We start from the raw sequence: 21,859 nt of genomic DNA, 5'->3' as shown, positions 1-21,859 counted from the left end.
AGCGAGCAGTTGTAGCTCCCTTTTTCATTTCGCAGTGCTATAATTTTTCAGGCATAAAACCGCTACGGTTACAGGTTGTAGCTCCCTTTTTCATTTCGCAGTGCTATAATACATTCGGATTCTTCAAAATGTCTATTACGGTTGTAGCTCCCTTTTTCATTTCGCAGTGCTATAATGATAAGGCACCAACATTTGTTAGCATTTCAGTTGTAGCTCCCTTTTTCATTTCGCAGTGCTATAATTTTCTATTGCGAAAGATGCTAAACTTAAATGTTGTAGCTCCCTTTTTCATTTCGCAGTGCTATAATAAAAACATAAAACATTAGAACAACAAGAAAGTTGTAGCTCCCTTTTTCATTTCGCAGTGCTATAATCAATTAGATATTGATGCAGCTCGGCTGAAAGTTGTAGCTCCCTTTTTCATTTCGCAGTGCTATAATTGTGGAAAGGTTGGAAATGTAAACAGATTAGTTGTAGCTCCCTTTTTCATTTCGCAGTGCTATAATAAAATTAAAATGTAAACACAATATAACAGTGTTGTAGCTCCCTTTTTCATTTCGCAGTGCTATAATGTCATATAGTCCGACAGTTTACGGACATCAGTTGTAGCTCCCTTTTTCATTTCGCAGTGCTATAATATCTCAATCTTTGCATTAATCGTTTTCATTGTTGTAGCTCCCTTTTTCATTTCGCAGTGCTATAATAGGGACAGCAAAAAGCCCCATGCCGTAAGGTTTAGGGGCTTTTGTTTTGTCTAAAAAACGGCTAAAAAAGCAATAATTGATTTGAATTGACCTTTTTTTCTTGTGGTTTTTTCTCTCCTACTAAAATTTCCATACTTGCAAATTGTTTTTCTGTAATAGATAAACATCGAATAGATCCTTCTTCAGGTAAGTGTGCGACGAGTCTTTTATGATGTTTTTCTAACGCATCTCGCCCTTTAATAATTCGCGTGTAAATAGAAAGTTGCAACATTTGATAACCATCTTTAAGTAAAAATTGGCGAAATTGGTTTGCTGCCCGCATTTTCGCTTTAGTGGTAACCGGTAAGTCAAATAAAACGATCATACGCATAAATACCCCCTCACTCATATTGATATTCCTGCAATATATCAATCTCTGGTAACTGCAATAATGCTGCGTTTTTTTTAATAAGTGCAATTTGTAAAGAGGCAATGGTTTTATCAATAGCAGTCAAAACACTCACTTTTTCCTGGTTAAAGCGCATTTGATGATGCAAGATTTTGATTAATCGCTGTTTTGATAGAGGACTGAGACTTTGGGAGAGTAATCCTTTTTCGAGCAAGTTCCATACCAGTAAATCAATAAGAGGGCGAAACGGTTCAATAAAATCATCCGCTAAATTAAAGGCATTGAGTTCGCTATGATGAAATAAGCCTAATTGAGGTAGCCAACCATAGAGTACAAGACTTCTCGCTACAGCTGAACGCACAACGGTGTAAGCATAGTTCAGATGTATATTAATCGCATTATCTTCTTCTTTTCGTCTGAAATGAGCGCCGAATAATCCGGAAAAATAAATGATCGCACTTTGTGCCTCAAGATTATCTTTATCACCTGATTTCACTAAATTAGCGAGTTGGAGTAACCGTTTTGATTTTTCTTGATGCTGACAGAGTGATAAGACTTTTGCTTGATTACGAATTTTTTGTTGCACAATACGTTGCCAAAGTTGTTTTTTCAGTGGCAAGCTCGTTTCAAGTTGTAATTTAAGGGTTTTTAATTGTCGATAATATTGATTAAACGGGAGCCATTGACCACAAGGTAAGAATTGTTCATCACAACTCAATAAAGTAATCCCGTATAAACCAAATGCCGAGAGCAACGGAAGGGTAATCACTGTTTCTCGGCTTTCTACAACGACAATAGCAATATCTTCCAAAGGAACGGTAAATTCATTTCCTTCTTGTTGAATCAGCATTTGTTGTTGATGCAAAGAAAGTTTGCCTCCTTTACTAATAAGAAGACTTCTCCATGTCATAATGTATCCTTATAAAAAATCCCCATACGCAATACGTATGAGGATTAAATTGAGATTAACGGACTGGTTGGCGTTTACTTGGTTTACATAAACGAATATTTTTACCAAGCTCATCTATTTGATATTTTTCAAAGGAAAGGGCTATTTTAACGCCAATACCTTCAAAAATACCTTGTTTGCCTTTTGATTTTTCTAAATCATGGGTTCTTATATTTATCCCTCCAGTATGTCGATTTAGTCCGTTAAAATACCCCAAAAATTCATCTTTTTTAGTTTTAACGCTAATTAAATCATTTGGGTGTAATGAAAATTGGAAAGTAGCATCATCTATATCCTCCCAATCCTCTTCATCTTTTCCTTGAATAACAGCTTTGTTTGGCAAAATACCTTTAGCTACTTGCCAGGTATAAATTGGCACAAGGAAATATTTTCCATCTTTAGTGAAGACATCTACTCTCACCATAGAGGCATTATCTGCGACACCATTACCCTGACGAACTAATACGCCAGATTTTTGTACTTGCTCTACTCGCACTGATTTAACAATAGCTCCACCTTTTTTCATAAAAGGTTCAGCAAATGCTTTAGCAGGATCATCATTAAATGCCTCTAGACGAGTTTTTAAAGCATCATAAAGATCTTTTTCACGCTCACGATTTACCATCAATTCTAAATCTTTTAATTTTAATTTAGTGAGTGGCATTTTAATCATGCTTATCCCTTCATTGAGACGTTTCGCTGATTTCACGGTTTCCATGTGTCCTTGACCGGTCATTTTGCGTGTTGGCATTCGAGATACAAACAGAGGTTGGACAAATTCATGATTGGCTTGTGGACGATCCGGCAATCTATTTTCTAGCTCCAGTTTAGGATTATCACTAAAAATACGAATTTCAACTTCTTGCTTGAAAAATTGCCATGGTGTAGGGAAGTGTAATGGAATAATTTCACCCGTTTCACGATCTATTCGTTCACCAGTGAATACATCGCCTGCTTTAAAACGAACAAAACGTGTGATTTTTTGCTGCATGGCGACTGTTGAGCAAGCAACCAAAACCGCATCTAAAGCATGATGTCGGTCATTATCTTCGCGCGATTTTGCTAGTCCCCAACGACGACGAAGTAAAGCTGTAATTTGTCCATTGGAAGCAAATACTTTACGTTTTCCTTCGCCAGTTAAGTGCATATTATCTGCAATAAAGTTACACAAGAAACGAGCAACATAGCGAGTATCGTTTAAGTTACGCTCAATAAATCCTTTCTCATCAAGCTTTTGGCTTAGGATGCGTTGTTTTTTCGCATAAGGGAATGCGCTCGTTTCAACTAATGCTTTGAATGTTCTCCAACGTTCGCTGTTATTTTTACCATCAAGCCATTCAAAAGGTGTTAAATTGCCTTTGTTTTGGTTTTCATTAGCCAGCACTAGCACTTTATTATTAAAGCTATCATCCCAAGTACGGGAAAGAGGTAAAGCGTGATCTACTTCTACATACTTTTGTTCGAACAAACGGTGTAATTCTAAAGGTTTACCGGAATATAAACATTTTGCATTTTGCTGATAGTATAAGCGCATTTTCAAAATGTCTTTGCCCTTAGGTTCACCAGAAAAATTAGGGAATAGTGTTTTTATTTCACTAATTGTTTTTTCACGCTGTTTACGATTTTCTTCCTGACGTTTTTTTAGTTCATGGCGATCTTTGTAAGATTTGCCAACTTCTCGTCCTGTTTCAATATGAATACGAGCAGGTGAACCATATAATCTCACTACACCATTAATCACTTTACGAGCCTGCGTGAGTGTTCTTAAAACCACAGGATTACGGATTTCATCAGCTGGAATCTGTGGTAAGAAGTGATGGGTTTCTTCTGTTTTTTTACCATAATGATCGCCATAAATTTCACGGCAAGCCTCGTCATAGCGTAGTCCTTGTTGCATTAATGGTAGAAGTTTATATAAAGCTTTAAGAGATAATTGGATAAATTTATCAAAACTAAGATTTTCCAATAAGGCATTTAATACAGGTTGAGAGAGTTTTCCTGCTAAGTAAGCGCTGATATCTTCATCAGTTTTATATAATGAAAATGCCGTACCAATTTCATCTAATAATGTTGGATTTGCCTTTAATGCTACCCATTCAGCTTTTAGGTTATTACCTTCCAATACCTTACGAATTTGGTGATAGGCTTTCATTTCCATCAGCGTTGTTTTGGTTTCAATGGCTTTTTTATCTTCACCGGAATAACGGACACCTTTAAATATTGCATCATCAGATAAATTTAATATTGAACGCACTTGTGCATAAGTTAATTTGGCTTTTTCATAAGGTTGCTCGATTAACATTAAACGTTCATTATCACTTAAAGCACGCTCTAAGCCATTTTCTTGAATACGCAAATTATTTAATTTTGTTATCCAAACAAAGCGTTCTGCAGTATAGGTATTTTTAGCCGCCTTATATTCATCTTCAAAAGTACATTTACCGAGCATTTTTAAAATGTCTTCACCAGATAAGGCAGGCTTTTGCCACATTAAAAGTGCGGTTAAATTTTCTAATAATTTTTCTGAAGCGAATGGATTACCAAAGTGTTGTTGACGAGAGAAGAGAAGTTCCATTTCAGCGAGCAAGTCTAGTCGGCTAAACGTATGAGTATAGGCACCTTGCTGGTTACGGATATGACCTTCTTCGACCTCAAATTTTTTTACAGCAAGTTCCGCAGGCGTGCGATATGTAGCTTGTTGCAGTAATTCATGGTTACTGGCTACACCGCTTAATAACGCGCCTAGCTCTTTATTTTCGCTTTTACTTTCATTTTTACGCTGAGATAAATAACCACGGTGCTTAATTAAATGTAATAATACTGCAGCCCATTCTTGGCGTTCTAGTTTACGATCTAGACCTTCGACACGTAGCTGCCAAACTTGATGAGGAAGACGTTCATCAGTGGATAATAGGATATTTTCTGATTTTAGAAGTCGTTTTGCTTTTTTCAGACGAGCAACGCGACGCTGAGTTAATCGACGAGCAGAGCGGGCTGAACGGCGAGAAAGAGCTAAGCTCTCACCTTTTTGCGTTTCTGCTCGTTCGAAAGTACGTACACCAACATCAATTAAACGCAGAGGATTCTCTTTTTCGTCAATTTCAACTACAGCCCAGCCAACAGAGGCGATACCAAGGTCGAGACCAAGGATATAATGTAAGTTTTTATTTTCCATAAGGTTGGTTCCTTTTTATTAGTTTTTTTGTTTAAATTTTAACAGATTTTTGTATAAAAAATATATTGACGATAAAAAAATAAATAGATAGAATTCACCTCGTTGTAATGGCACTGCGAAATGAAAAACGTTGTTACAATAAGAGAAAAGATTTCTCGCAAAGCTCTGTCCCTTGAAATGTAAGTTTCAAGGGACATCTTTTTTCTGCTTATTTAGAAAATAAAGATGTGATAGTAGGTTAACAAAAACAAAAAACGCTTAATAAAATTATTAAGCGTTTTTTTATTGACGAAAATTTATAAAATTTTAACCGCACTTTATAGAAAATTATTTAGCCTGTTTCTTCGCTTTTTTCCATTTCCAGAATAAGAAAACCGCTAATGCGCCAACAAGGATATAAATCACAAGCTGACCTTTTTGAATTTGTTCGTGTAACCAATCTAAGTTTTTAGCACCTAATTCGCCAAGGTAAACCCAAATTGGCACGGAAATAATAGCCGCACAGAAATCAATTAATACAAAGCGTGTGTAACTGACGCGGCGGGTAATACCAGAAACCATATAAATTGGCGCGCGTAATCCTGGAAGGAAACGAGCCACAAATAAAACACGGTTGCCGTATTGAGCAAATTTTTCACGCACCATTTTTAAGCGTTGTAAGGTAAGCACTTTGCGCATTGGGCGGAAACGAAGAATTCGGGTGCCGTAAATGCGACCAAGCCAATACATGCAAGAGTCACCAGCAAGTACGCCGATCATACTGACTAATAACATTAAATGGGAGTTTACACTTTCAGGATAAAGACCAGCAATTACGCCACCGGATACAAGCGTGATATCTTCTGGAATGGGTACACCAAAGCCACAAATAATAAGAACAAATAGCACCGCCCAATAACCGTAATCGGTAAAAAAGCTGATAAGAAATTCCATTTGAAACCCACTTACAATCAGTTAGTTAAAATTAATTAAAAATTGGGGCTTATTTTAATCGCTTTACCTTGAAAAGCCTAGAAAAAATTTGCTGTGTAAATTTGCATTGTGGGGCTGAATATTTTATAATCCGTCGCTCTCAAAGTTTGTCTTTGAGCAAATTTAGGAAAATTGCTGGGTCGCCTGCAATTTTTTATTTTAAACTTTTAATCAAGAGAACATTAAAATGGCATTTAAATTTAACGCTGAAGTTCGTCAAGCGCAAGGTAAGGGTGCGAGCCGCCGCCTGCGTCACAACGGTCAAATCCCTGCAATCATTTATGGTGGCAGCGAAGCACCTGTTTCAATCATCTTAAATCACGATGAATTAAACAACGCACAAGTTCACGATTCTTTCTATAGCGATGTAATCACTTTAGTGGTTGAAGGTAAAGAAGTTGCAGTGAAAGTTCAAGCAATGCAACGTCACCCATTCAAACCAAAATTGGTTCACATTGACTTCAAACGTGCTTAATTTTTAGCTTGTGATAAGAACACCAATAATGATGAGTTATTGGTGTTTTTTCTTTTCGGGCAAAGTGCGGTCAAATTTGAAATCGTTTTAGGAGTATTTTCCAATGAAGATAGCCTTAGGCATTGAATATAACGGAAAACAGTATTGTGGCTGGCAGCGACAAGAGAAAGTGCGTAGCGTACAAGAAGAATTAGAAAAAGCGTTATCTTTCGTGGCAAATGAAAAAATTGAAGTGTTTTGTGCGGGCAGAACAGACTCTGGTGTACATGGCACGGGGCAAGTTGTGCATTTTGAAACCACAGCGGTTCGTCCTGAAAAAGCTTGGGCATTTGGGACTAATGCAAATTTGCCTGATGATATTTCAGTAAGTTGGGCAAAAGTGGTGGATGATGAATTTCACGCTCGTTTTTCGGCAACCGCGCGTCGTTATCGTTATATCTTGTATTGCAATAAATTACGTTCAGCCATTTTGCCGGAAGGGATTACTCATTGCCATTTAGATTTAGACGAAAAGAAAATGCACCAAGCGGGGCAGTTCTTATTGGGGGAAAATGATTTTTCTTCTTTCCGTGCGGCACAATGTCAATCGAATACGCCTTGGCGAAATGTGCATCATTTAAATGTGGTGCGAAAAGGGCAGTTTGTTATTGTGGATATTCAAGCCAATGCTTTTGTGCATCATATGGTACGCAACATCGTGGGAAGCTTGATTGAAGTCGGTGCCGGTAACCAACCTGTTGAGTGGATGAAATGGTTGTTAGAGCAAAAAGATCGTAAATTGGCCGCGCCAACAGCGAAACCCGAAGGCTTATATTTAGTGAATGTCATTTACCCTGAAAAATTTGCGATTCCACAGAAAAATTTAGGGCCATTGTTTTTAGAAGATAATCTCATCTGACTAGCAAATTTCGCTAAATTATGATTAAATACACAGACTTTTCTAGTTAATAAAAAAGGTAAAAAATGAGCTGGATTGATAAAATTTTTAGCAAAGGAACCTCTTCCTCTACATCACGTAAAGCAAACGTGCCAGAAGGGGTTTGGACGAAATGTACCTCTTGTGAACAAGTCCTTTACGGCGAAGAAGTAAAACGTAATTTACATGTTTGCCCAAAATGCGGCCATCATATGCGCATTGATGCTCGTGAGCGCCTTTTAGCCTTATTAGATGAAGGTTCAAGCCAAGAATTGTCGGCTGATTTAGAACCAAAAGATATTCTTAAATTTAAAGATTTAAAAAAATATAAAGATCGTATTACTGCCGCACAAAAAGAAACCGGTGAAAAAGATGCGTTAATCACAATGACCGGTACACTTTACAACATGCCTGTAGTTGTTGCTGCCTCTAACTTTAGTTTCATGGGCGGTTCAATGGGCTCTGTTGTGGGTTCAAAATTTGTAAAAGCGGCAGAAAAAGCAATTGAATTAAATTGTCCATTTGTGTGTTTCTCTGCAAGTGGCGGTGCACGTATGCAAGAAGCCCTTTTCTCATTAATGCAAATGGCGAAAACCAGTGCGGTGTTAGCGAAAATGCGTGAAAAAGGTGTGCCGTTTATTTCTGTATTAACGGATCCAACATTAGGTGGTGTTTCTGCAAGTTTTGCGATGTTAGGTGATGTGAACATTGCTGAACCAAAAGCATTAATCGGTTTTGCAGGCCCACGTGTTATCGAACAAACTGTACGTGAAAAATTACCGGAAGGCTTCCAACGTAGTGAATTCTTACTCGAGAAAGGGGCGATTGATATGATCGTGAAACGTTCAGAAATGCGTTCAACCCTTGGAAACCTTTTAAGCAAACTCACCAATCAACCTTCACCTTTTGTTGAAGTAGAAGTTGTTGAACATGAGTAATACAATGAATTTAAAAGCCACTTCGCCACTCGCTGAGTGGCTTTCTTATTTGGAAAACAGTCACTTTAAAGCCATTGATTTAGGGCTAGATCGTATTAAATCGGTGGCAGAAGAATTGGATCTTTTGAATCCCGCACCTTATGTGATCACGGTGGGGGGCACAAATGGCAAAGGCACAACGTGCCGTTTGCTTGAAACTATTTTGTTAAATCATGGTTTGCGTGTGGGTGTGTATTCCTCACCTCATTTATTGCGTTATAACGAGCGTGTTCGTATTCAAAATCAAGACTTGCCGGATGAGATGCATACTGCTTCTTTTGATTTTATTGAAAAGCATAAAACGCAGTCCCTCACTTATTTTGAATTTAGCACCTTATCAGCTTTGCATTTATTCAAACAAGCAAAGCTTGATGTCGTGATTTTAGAAGTAGGGCTTGGTGGACGCTTAGATGCAACCAATATTGTCGATAATGATCTGGCGGTTATCACCAGTATTGATATTGATCATACGGATTTTCTTGGGTCAACTCGAGAAGAAATCGGCTTTGAAAAAGCGGGTATTTTCCGCGCGAATAAACCGGTTGTGATTGGCGAACCCAATGTCCCGCAACCTATGATAGAACAAGCTGAGAAGCTACATTGCCTAGTTTCACGTCGAGATGTTACTTGGTCGTTTAAAGCCAATGAGCAAACTTGGATGTGGCAGAGCAATAAAGTGCGGTTAGAAAATCTGCCGTTTTGCCACATTCCATTAGCCAATGCGGCAACAGCTTTGGCTGCCGTTGAACAGCTACCTTTTAATATTTCTGTCGATATCATTAAACGTTCATTAATTGAAGTGGAATTGGTGGGACGCTTTCAACGATTGAAAGGTAATCAGTTAGAAAAGCTGGCAGAACGCTTGAATGTATCCTATTCACAGTTGCCAAAAGTGATCATCGATGTTGGGCATAATCCTCATGCGGCAAAATATTTAGCCGAAAAATTGACCGCACTTAAAACACAAATTTCAGGGCGTATTATTGCCGTTTGTGGAATGTTAAAAGATAAAGATGCCGAGTCGGTGTTTACTCAGCTTATTTCCGTTATTGACCAATGGCATTGTGTAACACTAGGCGGTTACCGTGGTCAATCGGGTGATGACTTAAATGCAAAATTAACATCAGTTTACCCATCAGCAAAAAGTTTTTCTGAAGATTCTGTAGTTGAAGGTCTGCAAAGTGCGGTTAAAAATGCAGATAAAAATGACATTGTGCTGGTATTTGGATCTTTCCACACGGTAGGGGAGTTTTTAGAATATTTAGCATAATGGGTTTACAAAGTAAAAAGGCTGACAAGATGTCAGCCTTTCTTTTTATATTTTATTAGTGAAGGTATTTAACAAGGCTTAAGAACATTTTTAAAATACCATTATTTAATAAGTCGATAAAGAACGCTCCTACCATTGGTACGATTAAGAACGCTTTGTGAGAAGGTCCGAAACGACTAGTAATCGCTTGCATGTTAGCAACGGCTGTTGGTGTTGCACCGAGACCGAAACCACAGTGACCCGCACTTAATACAATCGCATCGTAATCTTTACCCATAATACGGTATGTGAAGTAGATGGCGAAGAAAGCCATGAAGGCAACTTGAACCGCTAAGATAATGAGTACATCTGCTGCAAGACCTACCAATTCCCAAAGTTTGAGAGACATTAAGGCGATGGCTAAGAAGATAGATAAACCTACACTACCTAATACGTCAATCGCTGAATCAGCCACTTGGAATTTGAATAAATTGGTTAAGCTGTTACGAATAATTACACCAGTAAACAAACACCATACGAATGTTGGTAATTGCATTTGTGTACCTTTTGTTAAGCCATCTAAGTATTGACCGACGAGTAAACATAAAGAAAGCATTGCGATGGTCTCAATGATTGAGCGCGCATTTATTTTACGTTTGTAAGTCGGGTGTTCAAATGCCTCTTGTACGTCATCTACTTCATCATTCTCTGGGTTTTCACCTTGTTTTTGACGATTTAATAAATAACGAGATACTGGACCACCTAAGATACCACCGAAGACTAAACCAAATGTGGCACATGCCATGGCAATTTCTGTTGCAGCAGGTAGGTTAAATTCTTTGGTGAATGTTTCTGCCCAAGCAGCACCTGTACCATGACCACCCGTTAAGGTAATAGAACCTGCAAGTAAACCGTAAGCAGGATCAATGCCTAATAATTGAGTACCTAAAATACCGATGAAATTTTGGAAAACAATGAGAAGGGCCGCGACAAGTAGGAAAATAACTAATGGTTTTCCACCTTTAACTAAGCGGGCAAAGTTTGCACTTAAACCGATAGAGGAGAAGAATACTAACATCATAGATGTTTGTAAGCTTTTCTCAAAGGTGAATGAGGTGCCGTTTACTTTGTATAAAATGGTTAATGCAATAGCCACAATAAAGCCACCAACAACAGGCTCAGGGATATTGAATGTTTGTAAAACGCGAATACGTTTTACTAGAAAATAACCAAGTAATAATACAAAGCTTGCTAAAGCAAGAGTTTGATAGGTATCAAAAACAATATTCACGAAATATCCTCCTATTTAGTTTGGTTTCGAGAATTCTTATGAGTTGTGTTCGGGTTCAACTACCACAATATCAACATTGCTATGTAATCCACGTGGTAATTGGGAGCCTTTTCTGCCGCGTTCCGCTCGGAATTTTTGCAGATCTTCCGGTTTTAATGTGATTTTTCGTTTACCGGAATGGAACTCAAGGCTAGCTTGCTCTGAAATTAAGAACAATTTCACTAATAATTCTGACCGCGCTTTTGCATTCGCTGCTGGAATACTGATGATTTTGTTGCCTTTCCCTTTTGATAATGCCGGTAAATCCCGTACCGGAAAAATCAGCATTCGACCCGCTGAAGTGAGGGACACAAGAAGTGAGGTCGACTCGGAAAGTGTCTCAGGTTTCAAGACTTTCGCATTTTCTGGCAAAGAAATCAAGGCTTTTCCTGCTTTATTACGCGCAATTAAATCTTCAAATTTGCAAATAAAACCATATCCTGCATCTGATGCCATCAATAATTCTTGTTTTTCAGGTTCCATAATAACCTGTTCAATGGTCGCACCGGCCGGTAATGTCAGTTTACCGGTGAGTGGTTCACCTTGTGAACGCGCAGAAGGCAAGCTTAATGGATCTAAAGCATAGCTACGCCCCGTGCTGTCAATAAAGATTACAGGCTGATTACTTTTACCGCAAGCGTGAGCCAGATATTTATCGCCTGCTTTATAGCTTAATCCTTCCGGATCAATGTCATGACCTTTTGCACAGCGTACCCAGCCCATTTCAGATAAGATAACGGTAACGGGTTCAGCCGGAGTCATTTCACTTTCAGAAATGGCTTTCGCTTCTTCACGTTCAACTAATTGAGACATTCTAGGGCTGGCGTATTTTTTCGCATCTTCTTGAATTTCTTTTTTGATCAAGGTATTTAAGCGACGTTCAGATCCTAAAATTAACTCTAAATTTGACCGCTCTTCTTCGAGTTTATCTTTTTCAGCTTGTAATTGATGTTCTTCTAATTTGGCCAAATGGCGTAAACGTAAGTTTAAAATGGCTTCTGCCTGTTCATCACTTAAGTTAAAGCGAGCCATTAAAACTTGTTTTGGTTCATCTTCAGTACGAATAATCTCAATCACTTCGTCAATATTGAGGAAGGCAATCATCAAACCATCTAAAATGTGCAAACGAGCGAGTACTTTATCTAAACGATGTTGTAAACGACGTGTCACGGTAGTACGACGGAATGTCAGCCATTCGATAAGAACTTGAAGTAGGCCTTTTACGGCTGGTTTATGATCAAGTCCGATCATATTCATATTTACACGATAGCTTTTTTCGAGATCAGTCGTCGCAAATAAATGCGCCATTAAGGCATCCGTATCAACACGATTTGAACGTGGCACAAGCACGATACGTACAGGGTTTTCATAATCTGCTTCATCACGAATATCTTCCACCATTGGCAATTTTTTTGCTGTCATTTGTTCAGCAATTTGCGCAATGATTTTTGATGGTGAAGATTGATGAGGAAGTGCACTAATGATGATTTCACCGTCTTCTTTATGCCATGTTGCACGCATTTTGATAGAACCACGACCGGTTTCATACATTTTGCGAATATCATCTTTTGGTGAAATAATTTCCGCTTCAGTTGGGAAATCCGGGCCTTGAATGATATTGAGTACATCATCTAATCCTGCTTTTGGATTATCTAATAGCATAACAGCGGCATCCGCCACTTCATTAATATTATGTGGTGGAATATCGGTTGCCATCCCGACGGCAATCCCGGTGGTGCCGTTTAACAGAATATGAGGCAAACGTGCAGGCAAATATTGAGGTTCTTCTAAGGTACCATCAAAGTTCGGTTGGAAATCAACAGTGCCTTGGCCTAATTCAGATAATAAAATTTCAGAGATTTTGGACAGGCGAGATTCTGTATAACGCATTGCCGCAAATGATTTAGGATCATCTGGCGCCCCCCAGTTTCCTTGCCCATCTACCAAAGGATAACGATAAGAAAAAGGCTGAGCCATTAATACCATGGCTTCATAACAAGCAGAGTCACCATGTGGATGGAATTTACCTAACACATCACCGACGGTACGCGCGGACTTTTTAAATTTTGCCGCGGCATTTAAACCCAGTTCAGACATCGCATAGACAATACGACGTTGAACAGGCTTTAAGCCATCGCCAATAAAAGGCAATGCACGATCCATGATGACGTACATTGAATAATTAAGGTAAGCCTTTTCTGTAAAGGTGCGAAGTGGCATCTGCTCGATGCCTTCGTAATTAATATTGCTCATATTCTTCTAATCTATTTTCTGGTTGCACCGGAATTCCCATCAGAATGTTCGTGAGGAGAATGTCCCATATCGATTCCTTTATGACTATCTATTTCATAAGGAACGGGCTGTGGTTTTTGTGGGTTGGCTTCTTTAAAGGCTTCGTCTTTTAACTTGCCAGAATAAATATTCGGATTTTTTTCGCCTTCAACCACAATATGTCCCATTGTGCCTTTGTTTACAGCGCGGAAAATGGAATGATCCATAAAGACATAAGTACCCGGCACATCAATTCGCGTTTCTACCATGGTGGCACTGCCAGATGGAATCAAGGTCGTTTGAACATTGTGATTAACAAGTGTACCGCCTTCCACATACACATTGTCAAATACCGCACCGATTAAGTGGAAAGAAGAGCATAAATTCGGCCCCGCATTTCCTACAAATAGGCGAATGGTTTCACCGGTTTTTGCTTTTAAGGCATTTTCATCCATGGTTGCACCGACTTTACCGTTGAAGAGTACGTATTCAGGACGTTCATCAATGGCTTTTTGCATACTGAATGGTTGTAAGCCTGGATCGCCAAACTCACCTTTGGTATAGAATTCACTTTGCATAATGTAAAATTCACGATCCACTTTTGGCAGGCCTTCTTTCGGCTCAACTAAAACTAAGCCATACATCCCCTTGGCAAGGTGAATATCCACAGGCTGACTGCCACAGTGGTATAGATAAATCCCCGAACGTAATGCTCTAAATTGGAAGGTTGATGTGCGGGTTGGTGGGGTTTCACTCGCAATAGCACCACCCATTGGCACAGCGGCAGCGTGAAAATCGATACTATGCGGCATCATTGAGCTGGCTGAGTTGGAAAGTTGCACTTCCACCATATCGCCTTCACGTACACGAATGAATGGCGCAGGCACGCTGCCGTTTAATGTCCAGAATTTAAATTGCACACCATCCATTAAATCCATAATTTGCTCAAGTGCGGTCAGTTTTACCACAACTTTTGCAGGGTAATTACGTTCAATCGGTTTTGGTACATTTGGCGCAAGCGTTAGTTCAGCTTCAATTTCTGGTAAATTCTCAACTGCAGTAGTTGCTGTATTTGAGGCTTTTTCTTCCGCTTGAGCAGAAGGAATAAGGCTTAAACCAGCACCTAATGTAATTGTTGCTAGGCCTAGTGCACTGTTTTTAAAAAAATCTCGACGTTGTTCGTTCATGATTGACCTCAAATAATTAAACGGCTAAATCCACTTGGTCGCCATTAGTTTGCAACCAATTTTTGCGATCTTCCGCTCGTTTTTTAGCGAGTAACATATCCATTAATTCTAATGTTTCTGCCCCTTGATCTTCGCCTAGCTCATAGGTTAATTGAACTAAACGGCGTGTATTCGGATCCATGGTAGTTTCACGTAATTGTGACGGATCCATTTCACCCAAACCTTTGAAACGTTGTACGTTTAAGGTACCTTTTTTACCTTTTAAGCGTTCTAAAATGGCTTCTTTTTCGCTTTCATCGAGGGCATAAAACACTTCTTTGCCTAAGTCGATACGATAGAGTGGTGGCATTGCCACATAAACGTGTCCATCTTGTACCAATTTCGGGAAATGGCGTAAAAAGAGGGCACAGAGTAGGGTGGCGATGTGCAAACCATCAGAGTCCGCATCGGCTAAAATACAAACTTTCCCGTAACGAAGTTGAGATAAGTCTTCATTATCAGGGTCGATACCAAGCGCCACAGCAATATCATGAATTTCCGTTGAGCCAAGCACTTGATCACTGGCGACTTCCCAAGTATTTAAGATTTTTCCGCGTAACGGTAGGATCGCTTGATATTCACGGTCACGCGCCTGTTTGGCCGAGCCGCCCGCAGAGTCACCCTCTACTAAGAATAATTCGGTTTTTTCTAAATTTTGTGATGCACAATCGGCTAATTTACCCGGTAGAGCAGGACCACTCACTAATTTTTTACGCACGACTTTTTTGGCTGCATTCAGACGACGTTGTGCAGAACTGATCGCCATTTCAGCTAAGCGATCCGCATCTTGTACGTTTTGATTCAACCATAAACTGAAGGCATCTTTTAAAACACCCGCAACAAAGACCGCACTTTGACGGGAAGATAAGCGTTCTTTTGTTTGGCCAGCAAATTGAGCATCTTGCATTTTGAGTGAAAGAATATAAGCACAGCGATCCCAAATGTCATCTGCTGTTAATTTCACCCCTCGTGGTAATTTATTGCGGAATTCGCAATATTCGGTCATGGCATTGAGCAAGCCTTGGCGAAGACCATTTACGTGTGTTCCGCCTTGGACTGTTGGAATCAAGTTTACATAGCTTTCAGCAATAAGCTCGCCACCTTCAGGTAACCATAACAATGCCCAGCTTACCGCTTCGGTGGAGCCTTTAAATTCACCGACAAATGGTTTTTCAGGCAAGGTTTCAAAACCATTCACCGCTTCGGTTAAGTAATCGGATAAACCATCTTGATAACACCACACATCTTCGGTGTTATTCACTTTATCGACAAATTTAATCTCTAAGCCTGAACAAAGCACGGCTTTGGCACGCAATAAGTGGCGTAAACGGCTAACAGAAAAATTCTTGCTATCAAAATATTTTGGATTCGGTTTGAAGTGAACGGTGGTGCCGGTTGTACGTCTGCCACAAGTCCCGATGACTTCCAATTCTTCTACTTTTACGCCATTTTCAAAGGCAATTTTATATACTTCGCCATTACGTTTGACTTGAATATCAACGCGTTCTGAAAGGGCATTGACGACAGAAATCCCCACCCCGTGTAAACCACCGGCAAATTCATAGTTTTTATTCGAGAACTTACCGCCAGCATGAAGTTTGGTTAAGATCACTTCGACACCAGAAACGCCTTCAGTTGGGTGAATATCCACAGGCATTCCGCGGCCATTATCAATGACTTCAAGCGATTGATCAGCGTGTAAAATCACTTCAACTTTGGTGGCAAAACCTGCAAGGGCTTCATCCACACTGTTATCAATAACTTCTTGTGCAAGATGATTTGGACGGGTGGTGTCCGTGTACATGCCGGGGCGAATTTGCACCGGTTCGAGATCTTTCAGAACCGTAATTTCTTGAGCAGAATAATTTGTAGTCATTTTTAAAATTAGTTACTTATTTATAAAAAATTAGCGTGATTTTATCAAAAAATGACGCGTTTATAAAATCAAAGATGAGAAAAGAGAAGGATACTATATCAAGTAAAAATGCGGTCAAAATTTGATGTGAATTTTGACCGCACTCTGGATTCATTTGAACCTATTTAATCTGCTATAGATTGACTTATCTCAATACTAAGCTTTTGCTTTTGTGGCTAAATATTCCTGCAAACCTTTATCTCTCAATTTACAGCTCGGGCATTCCCCACAACCTCCTTCAACACCTTCGTAGCAAGTGTGAGTGTGCTGACGAATATAATCTAACGCGCCTAACTCATCGGCTAATGACCAAGTTTGTGCTTTGGTAAGATACATTAACGGTGTTTTTAAATTGAAAGGATAATCCATGGCTAAATTAAGGGTGACATTCATGGATTTGATAAACACATCACGGCAATCGGGATAGCCACTGAAATCTGTTTCACATACACCCGTGATAATGTCATTGATACCTTGTCCTTTAGCATAGATCGCGGCATACAATAAGAAGAGTGCATTTCGACCGTCCACAAAGGTATTCGGTAATTCCCCGTCTTTTTGCTCAATGTCAGCGTTTACATCCATTAAGGCATTATGGGTAATGGATTTGATAACAGACGTATCAATCAACGTTTGTTTTACACCGAGATCCTGAGCGATCCAACGGGCTTTTTCTAATTCAATGGCATGGCGCTGGCCGTATTGAAAGGTGACGGTTTCGACATTTTCCACGCCATATTCAGCAATGGCTTGAATTAAACAGGTTGTGGAATCTTGTCCACCAGAGAAGATCACAAGGGCTTTACGATTGTGATTAGGATTTGAAGTATTCATAGGATACCTAGTTTTTTTATGTAGGAGGTTTGCGAACTACAAGTTAAAAATGAGGCGGTATTGTAGAAGCCAAGGATAACTTTTGCAAGAAAATGACTAATTTAAGCAGGAAAAAGCTGGGGAAGTTGTGATACAATTTTGGCAAGTTAGTTTTAAAAAGGTAAACACAATGAAAAAATTAATTCTTATTGTTATTGGTGCATTAGTAATTTCAGCTTGCGCAAATAAAGACGTTTATTTTAATGGTTCAGAAGGCTCCCATTCAGGCATGAAATTTGATAAAGATACTCGTCATTGGGGCGTTAATCAATAATTGTTTTGATAAAAGAAAAGCCATACAGTTGTATGGCTTTTTTATTAAATCACTTCTTCTTGGCAATGTGGGCAAGTCATTAAATGCTCTTCATTATTATGCACAATATAATGACCCATTTTTTTTGCTTTGGTATCAAGATATTTCGTATTGTAACGATTTTCACCCACATTTAATGGCACGCGTTCTACAATATTAATGCCCGCTTTTTTCATCGTTTCTACTTTTTGCGGGTTGTTTGTCATCAAGCGAACTTGTTTCACACCTAATAATTCAAACATATCGGCACACACATTAAAGTTACGCTCATCGGCTTTAAAACCTAATGCAAGATTGGCTTCAATGGTATCCATGCCTTGATCTTGTAATGAATAAGCACGAATTTTATTAATTAGACCAATGCCACGGCCTTCTTCACGATGATAGATTAAAACACCACGACCCGCTTCGCTAATTTGACGTAATGCGGCTGCTAGTTGGAAACCACAATCGCATTTTAAACTGTGTAATGCATCACCCGTTAAGCATTCAGAATGAATGCGGGCGAGCACAGGTTCATCTTGGTTTGAAATATCACCCATCACTAAAGCGACATGTTCTTTTTTTGTATCGGGAAATTCAAATCCGACCATTTTAAATATGCCATATTCGGTAGGCAAATTGGCTTGAGCAACCAGTTGGATTTTCGACATAACTTATCCTTTTTTCAACTTTATTCTGCTAAAATATGCACTTTATTTTTATTATCAAGAGGCAACAATGTTTAAAAGGCTGTCATTATATACGTTATTCCTTTGTCTTGTACCATTTTTTGTTTGGGGTTTTGCTTATCATTGGCATGGAAACAACCAATTAATGGAATGGGATTATTGGCTTTATCTTTTAACCGAAACCGGTAGCGTGCCTTATGCTTTAATTACCTGTGGTGTGTTTGCTTTACTTTTCCGTTTTCTTTTTGAAAATCGTAAACAGTGGATTATGGGCGTGATTGTAATGGGCCTGTCGGTATTATCTACACAAGTAATTAAAACAGGTTTAAAAACGGTTTTTGCCGAGCCGCGTCCTTTCACTGTCTATTTAGCAGAAAAAACAGAAAGTACGACGGATGCTTTTTATCATCAAGATCGTTCAGAACGTGCAAAATTAGTGGATAAATTTTATTCTACACAAGCCGATACGCCAGCCTGGTTAAAAGCCCATTATGAAGATGAAACGGGTTATTCTTTCCCATCAGGACATTCTATTTTTGCCGCCACTTGGCTAATGTTAGCCGTTGGATTTAGTCAATTATTAGGGAAGCGTTCTTTTAAAGCGGAATTACTGATTGGAGCCATGACCATTTGGGGGGTATTAATGTTAATTAGTCGTGTACGCCTTGGAATGCATTATCCTATCGATTTATTTGTGGCGATAGTTTCGGCATGGATTGTTCATTTGATTATTTTTGGTTTCTTACAGAAGAAAGGCTTATTTAACAATAAATAGCATCAAAGACCGGTTTTAGTAATAAAGCCGGTCTTTTTTATTGCTTGTAGAAAATATGATTTTTATCATGGATTTTCATTTTGATTTCAAGGAAAATACAACCTATAAATTTCAATAATTTTGACTGCTCTTTTAAGGAGACAATATGTATTACGGTATTGATATTGGTGGCACAAAGATTGAATTGGCTGCCTTTAATGAAAAATTAGAAAAACTTTATACTGAGCGCGTGCCAACACCACAGACAGATTATCAAGATTGGTTGCAAGCGATCAAAGTTTTAGTCGAACGTGCGGATGCTCATTTTGGTGAAAAAGGCACGGTAGGTCTTGGGTTGCCAGGATTTGTTAATTTAACGACAGGGCTTGCTGAAGTGACGAATATTCGTGTCGCAGATAATAAGCCCATTTTAACTGATCTTGAAAAAATACTCGGGCGTGAAGTGCGAGCTGAAAATGATGCAAATTGTTTCGCGCTTTCTGAAGCTTGGGACGAAGAGAATACCCAATATCCTTCCGTATTAGGGCTGATTTTAGGCACTGGTTTTGGTGGTGGCTTTGTGATTAACGGCAAAATTCACTCAGGACAAGTGGGGATGGCAGGGGAGTTAGGGCATCTTCAATTAAATTATCATGCCTTAAAATTATTGGGTTGGGATAAAGCCCCTATTTATCAATGTGGTTGTGGTAATCACGCTTGTTTGGATACGTATATTTCAGGTCGCGGTTTTGAAATGTTGTACCGTGACTTAAAAGGCGAGGAATTATCAGCGAAAGAAATTATCGATCGTTTTTATGCGAAAGAGGAAAGTGCGGTTGATTTTGTTCGCATTTTTGTAGAGTTAGCGGCTATTTCTATCGGTAACATTATTACTGCATTTGATCCACATATGATTGTTCTTGGTGGTGGTTTATCGAATTTTGATTATCTCTATGAGGCGTTACCAAAAGCATTGCCACCTCATTTAATGCGTAGTGCAAAAGTGCCACCAATCAAAAAAGCAAAACATGGCGATTCTGGTGGGGTTCGTGGTGCTGCAGCGTTATTTTTAAAACGTGAATAGATTTAATCTAAAAATACAGCAAAAATTTGAATAAATTTTGTGTTATAGGATAAAAATCCAGTTTCTTTTTAAGAAAACTGGATTTTTTCTTTTATCTCTCTACAATCAAAATATTGATTTTTTTAAGCGAGGTTTTTATGTTGACAGAATTTGGGAACTGGATTGAGCAAGGTTTAACATGGGTTGTTGAACATTTAGATGAGCCATTATGGAATATAACGATTGTTATTTTATTAGGTGTAGGTCTATTTTTTACAATTACTACAGGCTTAGTACAGTTACGTCTTTTCCCTGCAAGTATACGTGAAATGTGGTTTGGTCGCGCGGCAGAGGGTAATTCTCTAACGCCATTCCAAGCTTTTGCAACTGGGCTTGCAAGTCGAGTTGGTGTCGGTAATATCAGCGGTGTAGCAACAGCCATTGCACTTGGTGGTGAAGGTGCCGTATTTTGGATGTGGGTAACGGCATTTATTGGCATGTCGAGTGCTTTTGCGGAATCGACTTTAGCACAGGTATTCAAAATTCAAGATAAAGATGGCTCTTTCCGTGGTGGCCCCGCTTACTATATTACACAAGGTTTAAAATCACGTTGCTTAGCGGTAGCATTTGCTATTTCACTCATTTTTACTTTTGGTTTTGCATTTAATTCAGTACAAGCAAACTCAATCGTAGAAGCGACTAAAAATGCTTGGGATTGGCAAGGTGAATATGTTGGTATGGTTTTAGTGGTACTAACTGCCGCAATTATTTTTGGTGGCGTGAAACGTATTGCGACCATTTCTAGTAGCGTAGTACCGATGATGGCACTCTTTTATCTAATTATGGCGGTAATTATCTTAGGCATGCATATTGATATGATCCCAACGGTAATCGCCAATATTTACAAAAGTGCCTTTACTTTCCAATCTGCAGCTGGTGGTATGTTTGGTGCTTTAGTGTCTAAAGCCATGATGATGGGGATCAAGCGAGGATTATTCTCTAATGAAGCGGGGATGGGTTCTGCACCAAATGCTGCGGCTGCAGCTCATGTAAAACATCCAGTTAGTCAAGGTTTAGTCCAAATGCTAGGTGTATTTGTAGATACCATGATCGTCTGTACTTGTACGGCAGTGATTATTTTACTTTCCGATAACTATGGCGGTGAAACACTGAAAAGCATTTCCTTAACGCAAAATGCATTGCGATATCATGTTGGCGACTTTGGTGTGCATTTCTTGGCTTTCATTTTATTGCTTTTTGCTTATTCCTCTATTATCGGTAACTATGCTTATGCGGAAAGTAATATTCGTTTTATAAAAAATAAACCGTGGTTTGTGTGGTCGTTCCGTTTGGCTGTCTTATTCTTTGTTTATTTTGGCTCAGTAAAATCGGGCAATGTGGTATGGAATTTTGCAGATACCGTGATGGCAGTGATGGCTATTATCAACTTAGTCGCGATTGTTTTACTTTCCCCGATTGTGTGGAAGTTAATGAAAGACTATCAACGTCAATTAAAAGCAGGAAAAGAGCCTGAATTTAAAATTGACCTCTATCCTGAAATTAAAAAACGAGTATTAGAGCATCGAATTTGGAAATAAATTTTGATGACATAAAAAAGGCGGGAGTTCCCGCCTTTAT

General features: G+C 39.0%; 18 protein-coding genes, 1 CRISPR repeat array and 1 riboswitch (1 of these 20 only partly in view). Of the genes, 8 read left to right on the top strand and 10 right to left on the bottom strand.

Translation table 11 applies throughout. The features are described 5' to 3' along the window. Positions 1 to 704: direct repeats of the CRISPR family, unit length 36 nt; unit sequence GTTGTAGCTCCCTTTTTCATTTCGCAGTGCTATAAT; it reaches 388 nt to the left of the window's first position. Positions 705 to 765: 61 nt separating this feature from the next. The 4 genes from cas2 to PARA_RS09405 all read right to left on the bottom strand — a co-directional run bounded on the left by cas2 (position 766) and on the right by PARA_RS09405 (position 6,149). Continuing rightward, the gene (cas2, locus tag PARA_RS09420; protein ID WP_014065574.1) at positions 766 to 1,092 is read right to left on the bottom strand and encodes a CRISPR-associated endonuclease Cas2; all 327 of its coding nucleotides are present in this window, start codon (positions 1,090 to 1,092) and stop codon (positions 766 to 768) included. Next, positions 1,085 to 2,002, bottom strand: coding sequence for a type II CRISPR-associated endonuclease Cas1 (gene cas1 / locus PARA_RS09415; protein WP_041918280.1), 918 nt, complete (start codon positions 2,000 to 2,002; stop codon positions 1,085 to 1,087). The genes cas2 and cas1 overlap by 8 nt, the downstream gene beginning before the upstream one ends. A 55-nt stretch (positions 2,003 to 2,057) precedes the next feature. Then, complete coding sequence (cas9, locus tag PARA_RS09410; protein ID WP_014065572.1) at positions 2,058 to 5,216, bottom strand: type II CRISPR RNA-guided endonuclease Cas9; 3,159 nt, start codon at positions 5,214 to 5,216, stop codon at positions 2,058 to 2,060. A gap of 327 nt (positions 5,217 to 5,543) precedes the next feature. Further along, entirely contained in the window at positions 5,544 to 6,149 is a 606-nt protein-coding gene (locus PARA_RS09405) for a DedA family protein (RefSeq protein WP_014065571.1), read from the bottom strand. 226 nt (positions 6,150 to 6,375) lie between these two features. On the opposite strand from PARA_RS09405, the gene rplY reads away from it, so the two are divergent. From rplY to folC, 4 genes are all read left to right on the top strand, one after another. Next, positions 6,376 to 6,663 (top strand): 50S ribosomal protein L25, encoded by a 288-nt coding sequence (rplY, locus tag PARA_RS09400; RefSeq protein ID WP_014065570.1) that lies wholly within the window; start codon positions 6,376 to 6,378, stop codon positions 6,661 to 6,663. Positions 6,664 to 6,766: 103 nt separating this feature from the next. Beyond that, the gene (gene truA / locus PARA_RS09395) at positions 6,767 to 7,561 is read left to right on the top strand and encodes a tRNA pseudouridine(38-40) synthase TruA (protein WP_014065569.1); all 795 of its coding nucleotides are present in this window, start codon (positions 6,767 to 6,769) and stop codon (positions 7,559 to 7,561) included. A 65-nt stretch (positions 7,562 to 7,626) separates the two neighbouring features. Further along, a complete protein-coding gene (gene accD / locus PARA_RS09390) occupies positions 7,627 to 8,517 on the top strand; it encodes an acetyl-CoA carboxylase, carboxyltransferase subunit beta (RefSeq protein WP_014065568.1) in 891 nt (296 codons plus the stop codon). 4 nt (positions 8,518 to 8,521) lie between these two features. Then, positions 8,522 to 9,826 (top strand): bifunctional tetrahydrofolate synthase/dihydrofolate synthase, encoded by a 1,305-nt coding sequence (folC, locus tag PARA_RS09385; protein WP_014065567.1) that lies wholly within the window; start codon positions 8,522 to 8,524, stop codon positions 9,824 to 9,826. A 55-nt stretch (positions 9,827 to 9,881) separates the two neighbouring features. Here folC and gltS read toward each other — a convergent pair whose 3' ends face one another. The 5 genes from gltS to queC form a co-directional block, all read right to left on the bottom strand. Further along, positions 9,882 to 11,096 carry a sodium/glutamate symporter gene (gene gltS / locus PARA_RS09380; protein ID WP_014065566.1) on the bottom strand — a complete coding sequence of 405 codons (1,215 nt, stop codon included), beginning with the start codon at positions 11,094 to 11,096 and terminating at the stop codon, positions 9,882 to 9,884. Between the two features lie 36 nt (positions 11,097 to 11,132). Next, on the bottom strand, positions 11,133 to 13,388 hold the full coding sequence (gene parC, locus PARA_RS09375) for a DNA topoisomerase IV subunit A (protein ID WP_041918279.1): 2,256 nt from the start codon (positions 13,386 to 13,388) through the stop codon (positions 11,133 to 11,135). 11 nt (positions 13,389 to 13,399) lie between these two features. Continuing rightward, positions 13,400 to 14,593, bottom strand: a complete 1,194-nt coding sequence (nirK, locus tag PARA_RS09370; RefSeq protein WP_014065564.1) for a copper-containing nitrite reductase — start codon at positions 14,591 to 14,593, stop codon at positions 13,400 to 13,402. 16 nt (positions 14,594 to 14,609) lie between these two features. Beyond that, the gene (parE, locus tag PARA_RS09365; protein ID WP_014065563.1) at positions 14,610 to 16,508 is read right to left on the bottom strand and encodes a DNA topoisomerase IV subunit B; all 1,899 of its coding nucleotides are present in this window, start codon (positions 16,506 to 16,508) and stop codon (positions 14,610 to 14,612) included. Between the two features lie 195 nt (positions 16,509 to 16,703). Further along, positions 16,704 to 17,381 carry a 7-cyano-7-deazaguanine synthase QueC gene (queC, locus tag PARA_RS09360; protein WP_014065562.1) on the bottom strand — a complete coding sequence of 226 codons (678 nt, stop codon included), beginning with the start codon at positions 17,379 to 17,381 and terminating at the stop codon, positions 16,704 to 16,706. A gap of 1 nt (position 17,382) precedes the next feature. Next, a riboswitch (PreQ1 riboswitch) is annotated at positions 17,383 to 17,427 on the bottom strand. 123 nt (positions 17,428 to 17,550) lie between these two features. Between queC and PARA_RS10350 the strand changes: the two genes are divergently transcribed. Next, positions 17,551 to 17,694 carry a hypothetical protein gene (locus PARA_RS10350; protein WP_014065561.1) on the top strand — a complete coding sequence of 48 codons (144 nt, stop codon included), beginning with the start codon at positions 17,551 to 17,553 and terminating at the stop codon, positions 17,692 to 17,694. Positions 17,695 to 17,738: 44 nt separating this feature from the next. Here PARA_RS10350 and ribA read toward each other — a convergent pair whose 3' ends face one another. Further along, positions 17,739 to 18,386, bottom strand: coding sequence for a GTP cyclohydrolase II (gene ribA / locus PARA_RS09355; RefSeq protein ID WP_005696347.1), 648 nt, complete (start codon positions 18,384 to 18,386; stop codon positions 17,739 to 17,741). 67 nt (positions 18,387 to 18,453) lie between these two features. On the opposite strand from ribA, the gene PARA_RS09350 reads away from it, so the two are divergent. The 3 genes from PARA_RS09350 (at position 18,454) to PARA_RS09340 (ending at position 21,819) form a co-directional block, all read left to right on the top strand. Next, on the top strand, positions 18,454 to 19,179 hold the full coding sequence (locus PARA_RS09350; RefSeq protein ID WP_041918278.1) for a phosphatase PAP2 family protein: 726 nt from the start codon (positions 18,454 to 18,456) through the stop codon (positions 19,177 to 19,179). A gap of 145 nt (positions 19,180 to 19,324) precedes the next feature. Further along, the gene (gene nagK / locus PARA_RS09345) at positions 19,325 to 20,242 is read left to right on the top strand and encodes an N-acetylglucosamine kinase (RefSeq protein ID WP_014065559.1); all 918 of its coding nucleotides are present in this window, start codon (positions 19,325 to 19,327) and stop codon (positions 20,240 to 20,242) included. Positions 20,243 to 20,379: 137 nt separating this feature from the next. Continuing rightward, the gene (locus tag PARA_RS09340) at positions 20,380 to 21,819 is read left to right on the top strand and encodes an alanine/glycine:cation symporter family protein (protein WP_014065558.1); all 1,440 of its coding nucleotides are present in this window, start codon (positions 20,380 to 20,382) and stop codon (positions 21,817 to 21,819) included. Positions 21,820 to 21,859 lie beyond the last annotated feature (40 nt).

Origin of the sequence: Haemophilus parainfluenzae T3T1 (assembly GCF_000210895.1) — a bacterium.
Taxonomy (GTDB): Bacteria; Pseudomonadota; Gammaproteobacteria; order Enterobacterales; family Pasteurellaceae; genus Haemophilus_D; species Haemophilus_D parainfluenzae_A.
The sequence above is the reverse complement of the archived record's forward strand: the minus strand, read 5'-3'. Positions and strand labels throughout refer to the sequence as shown.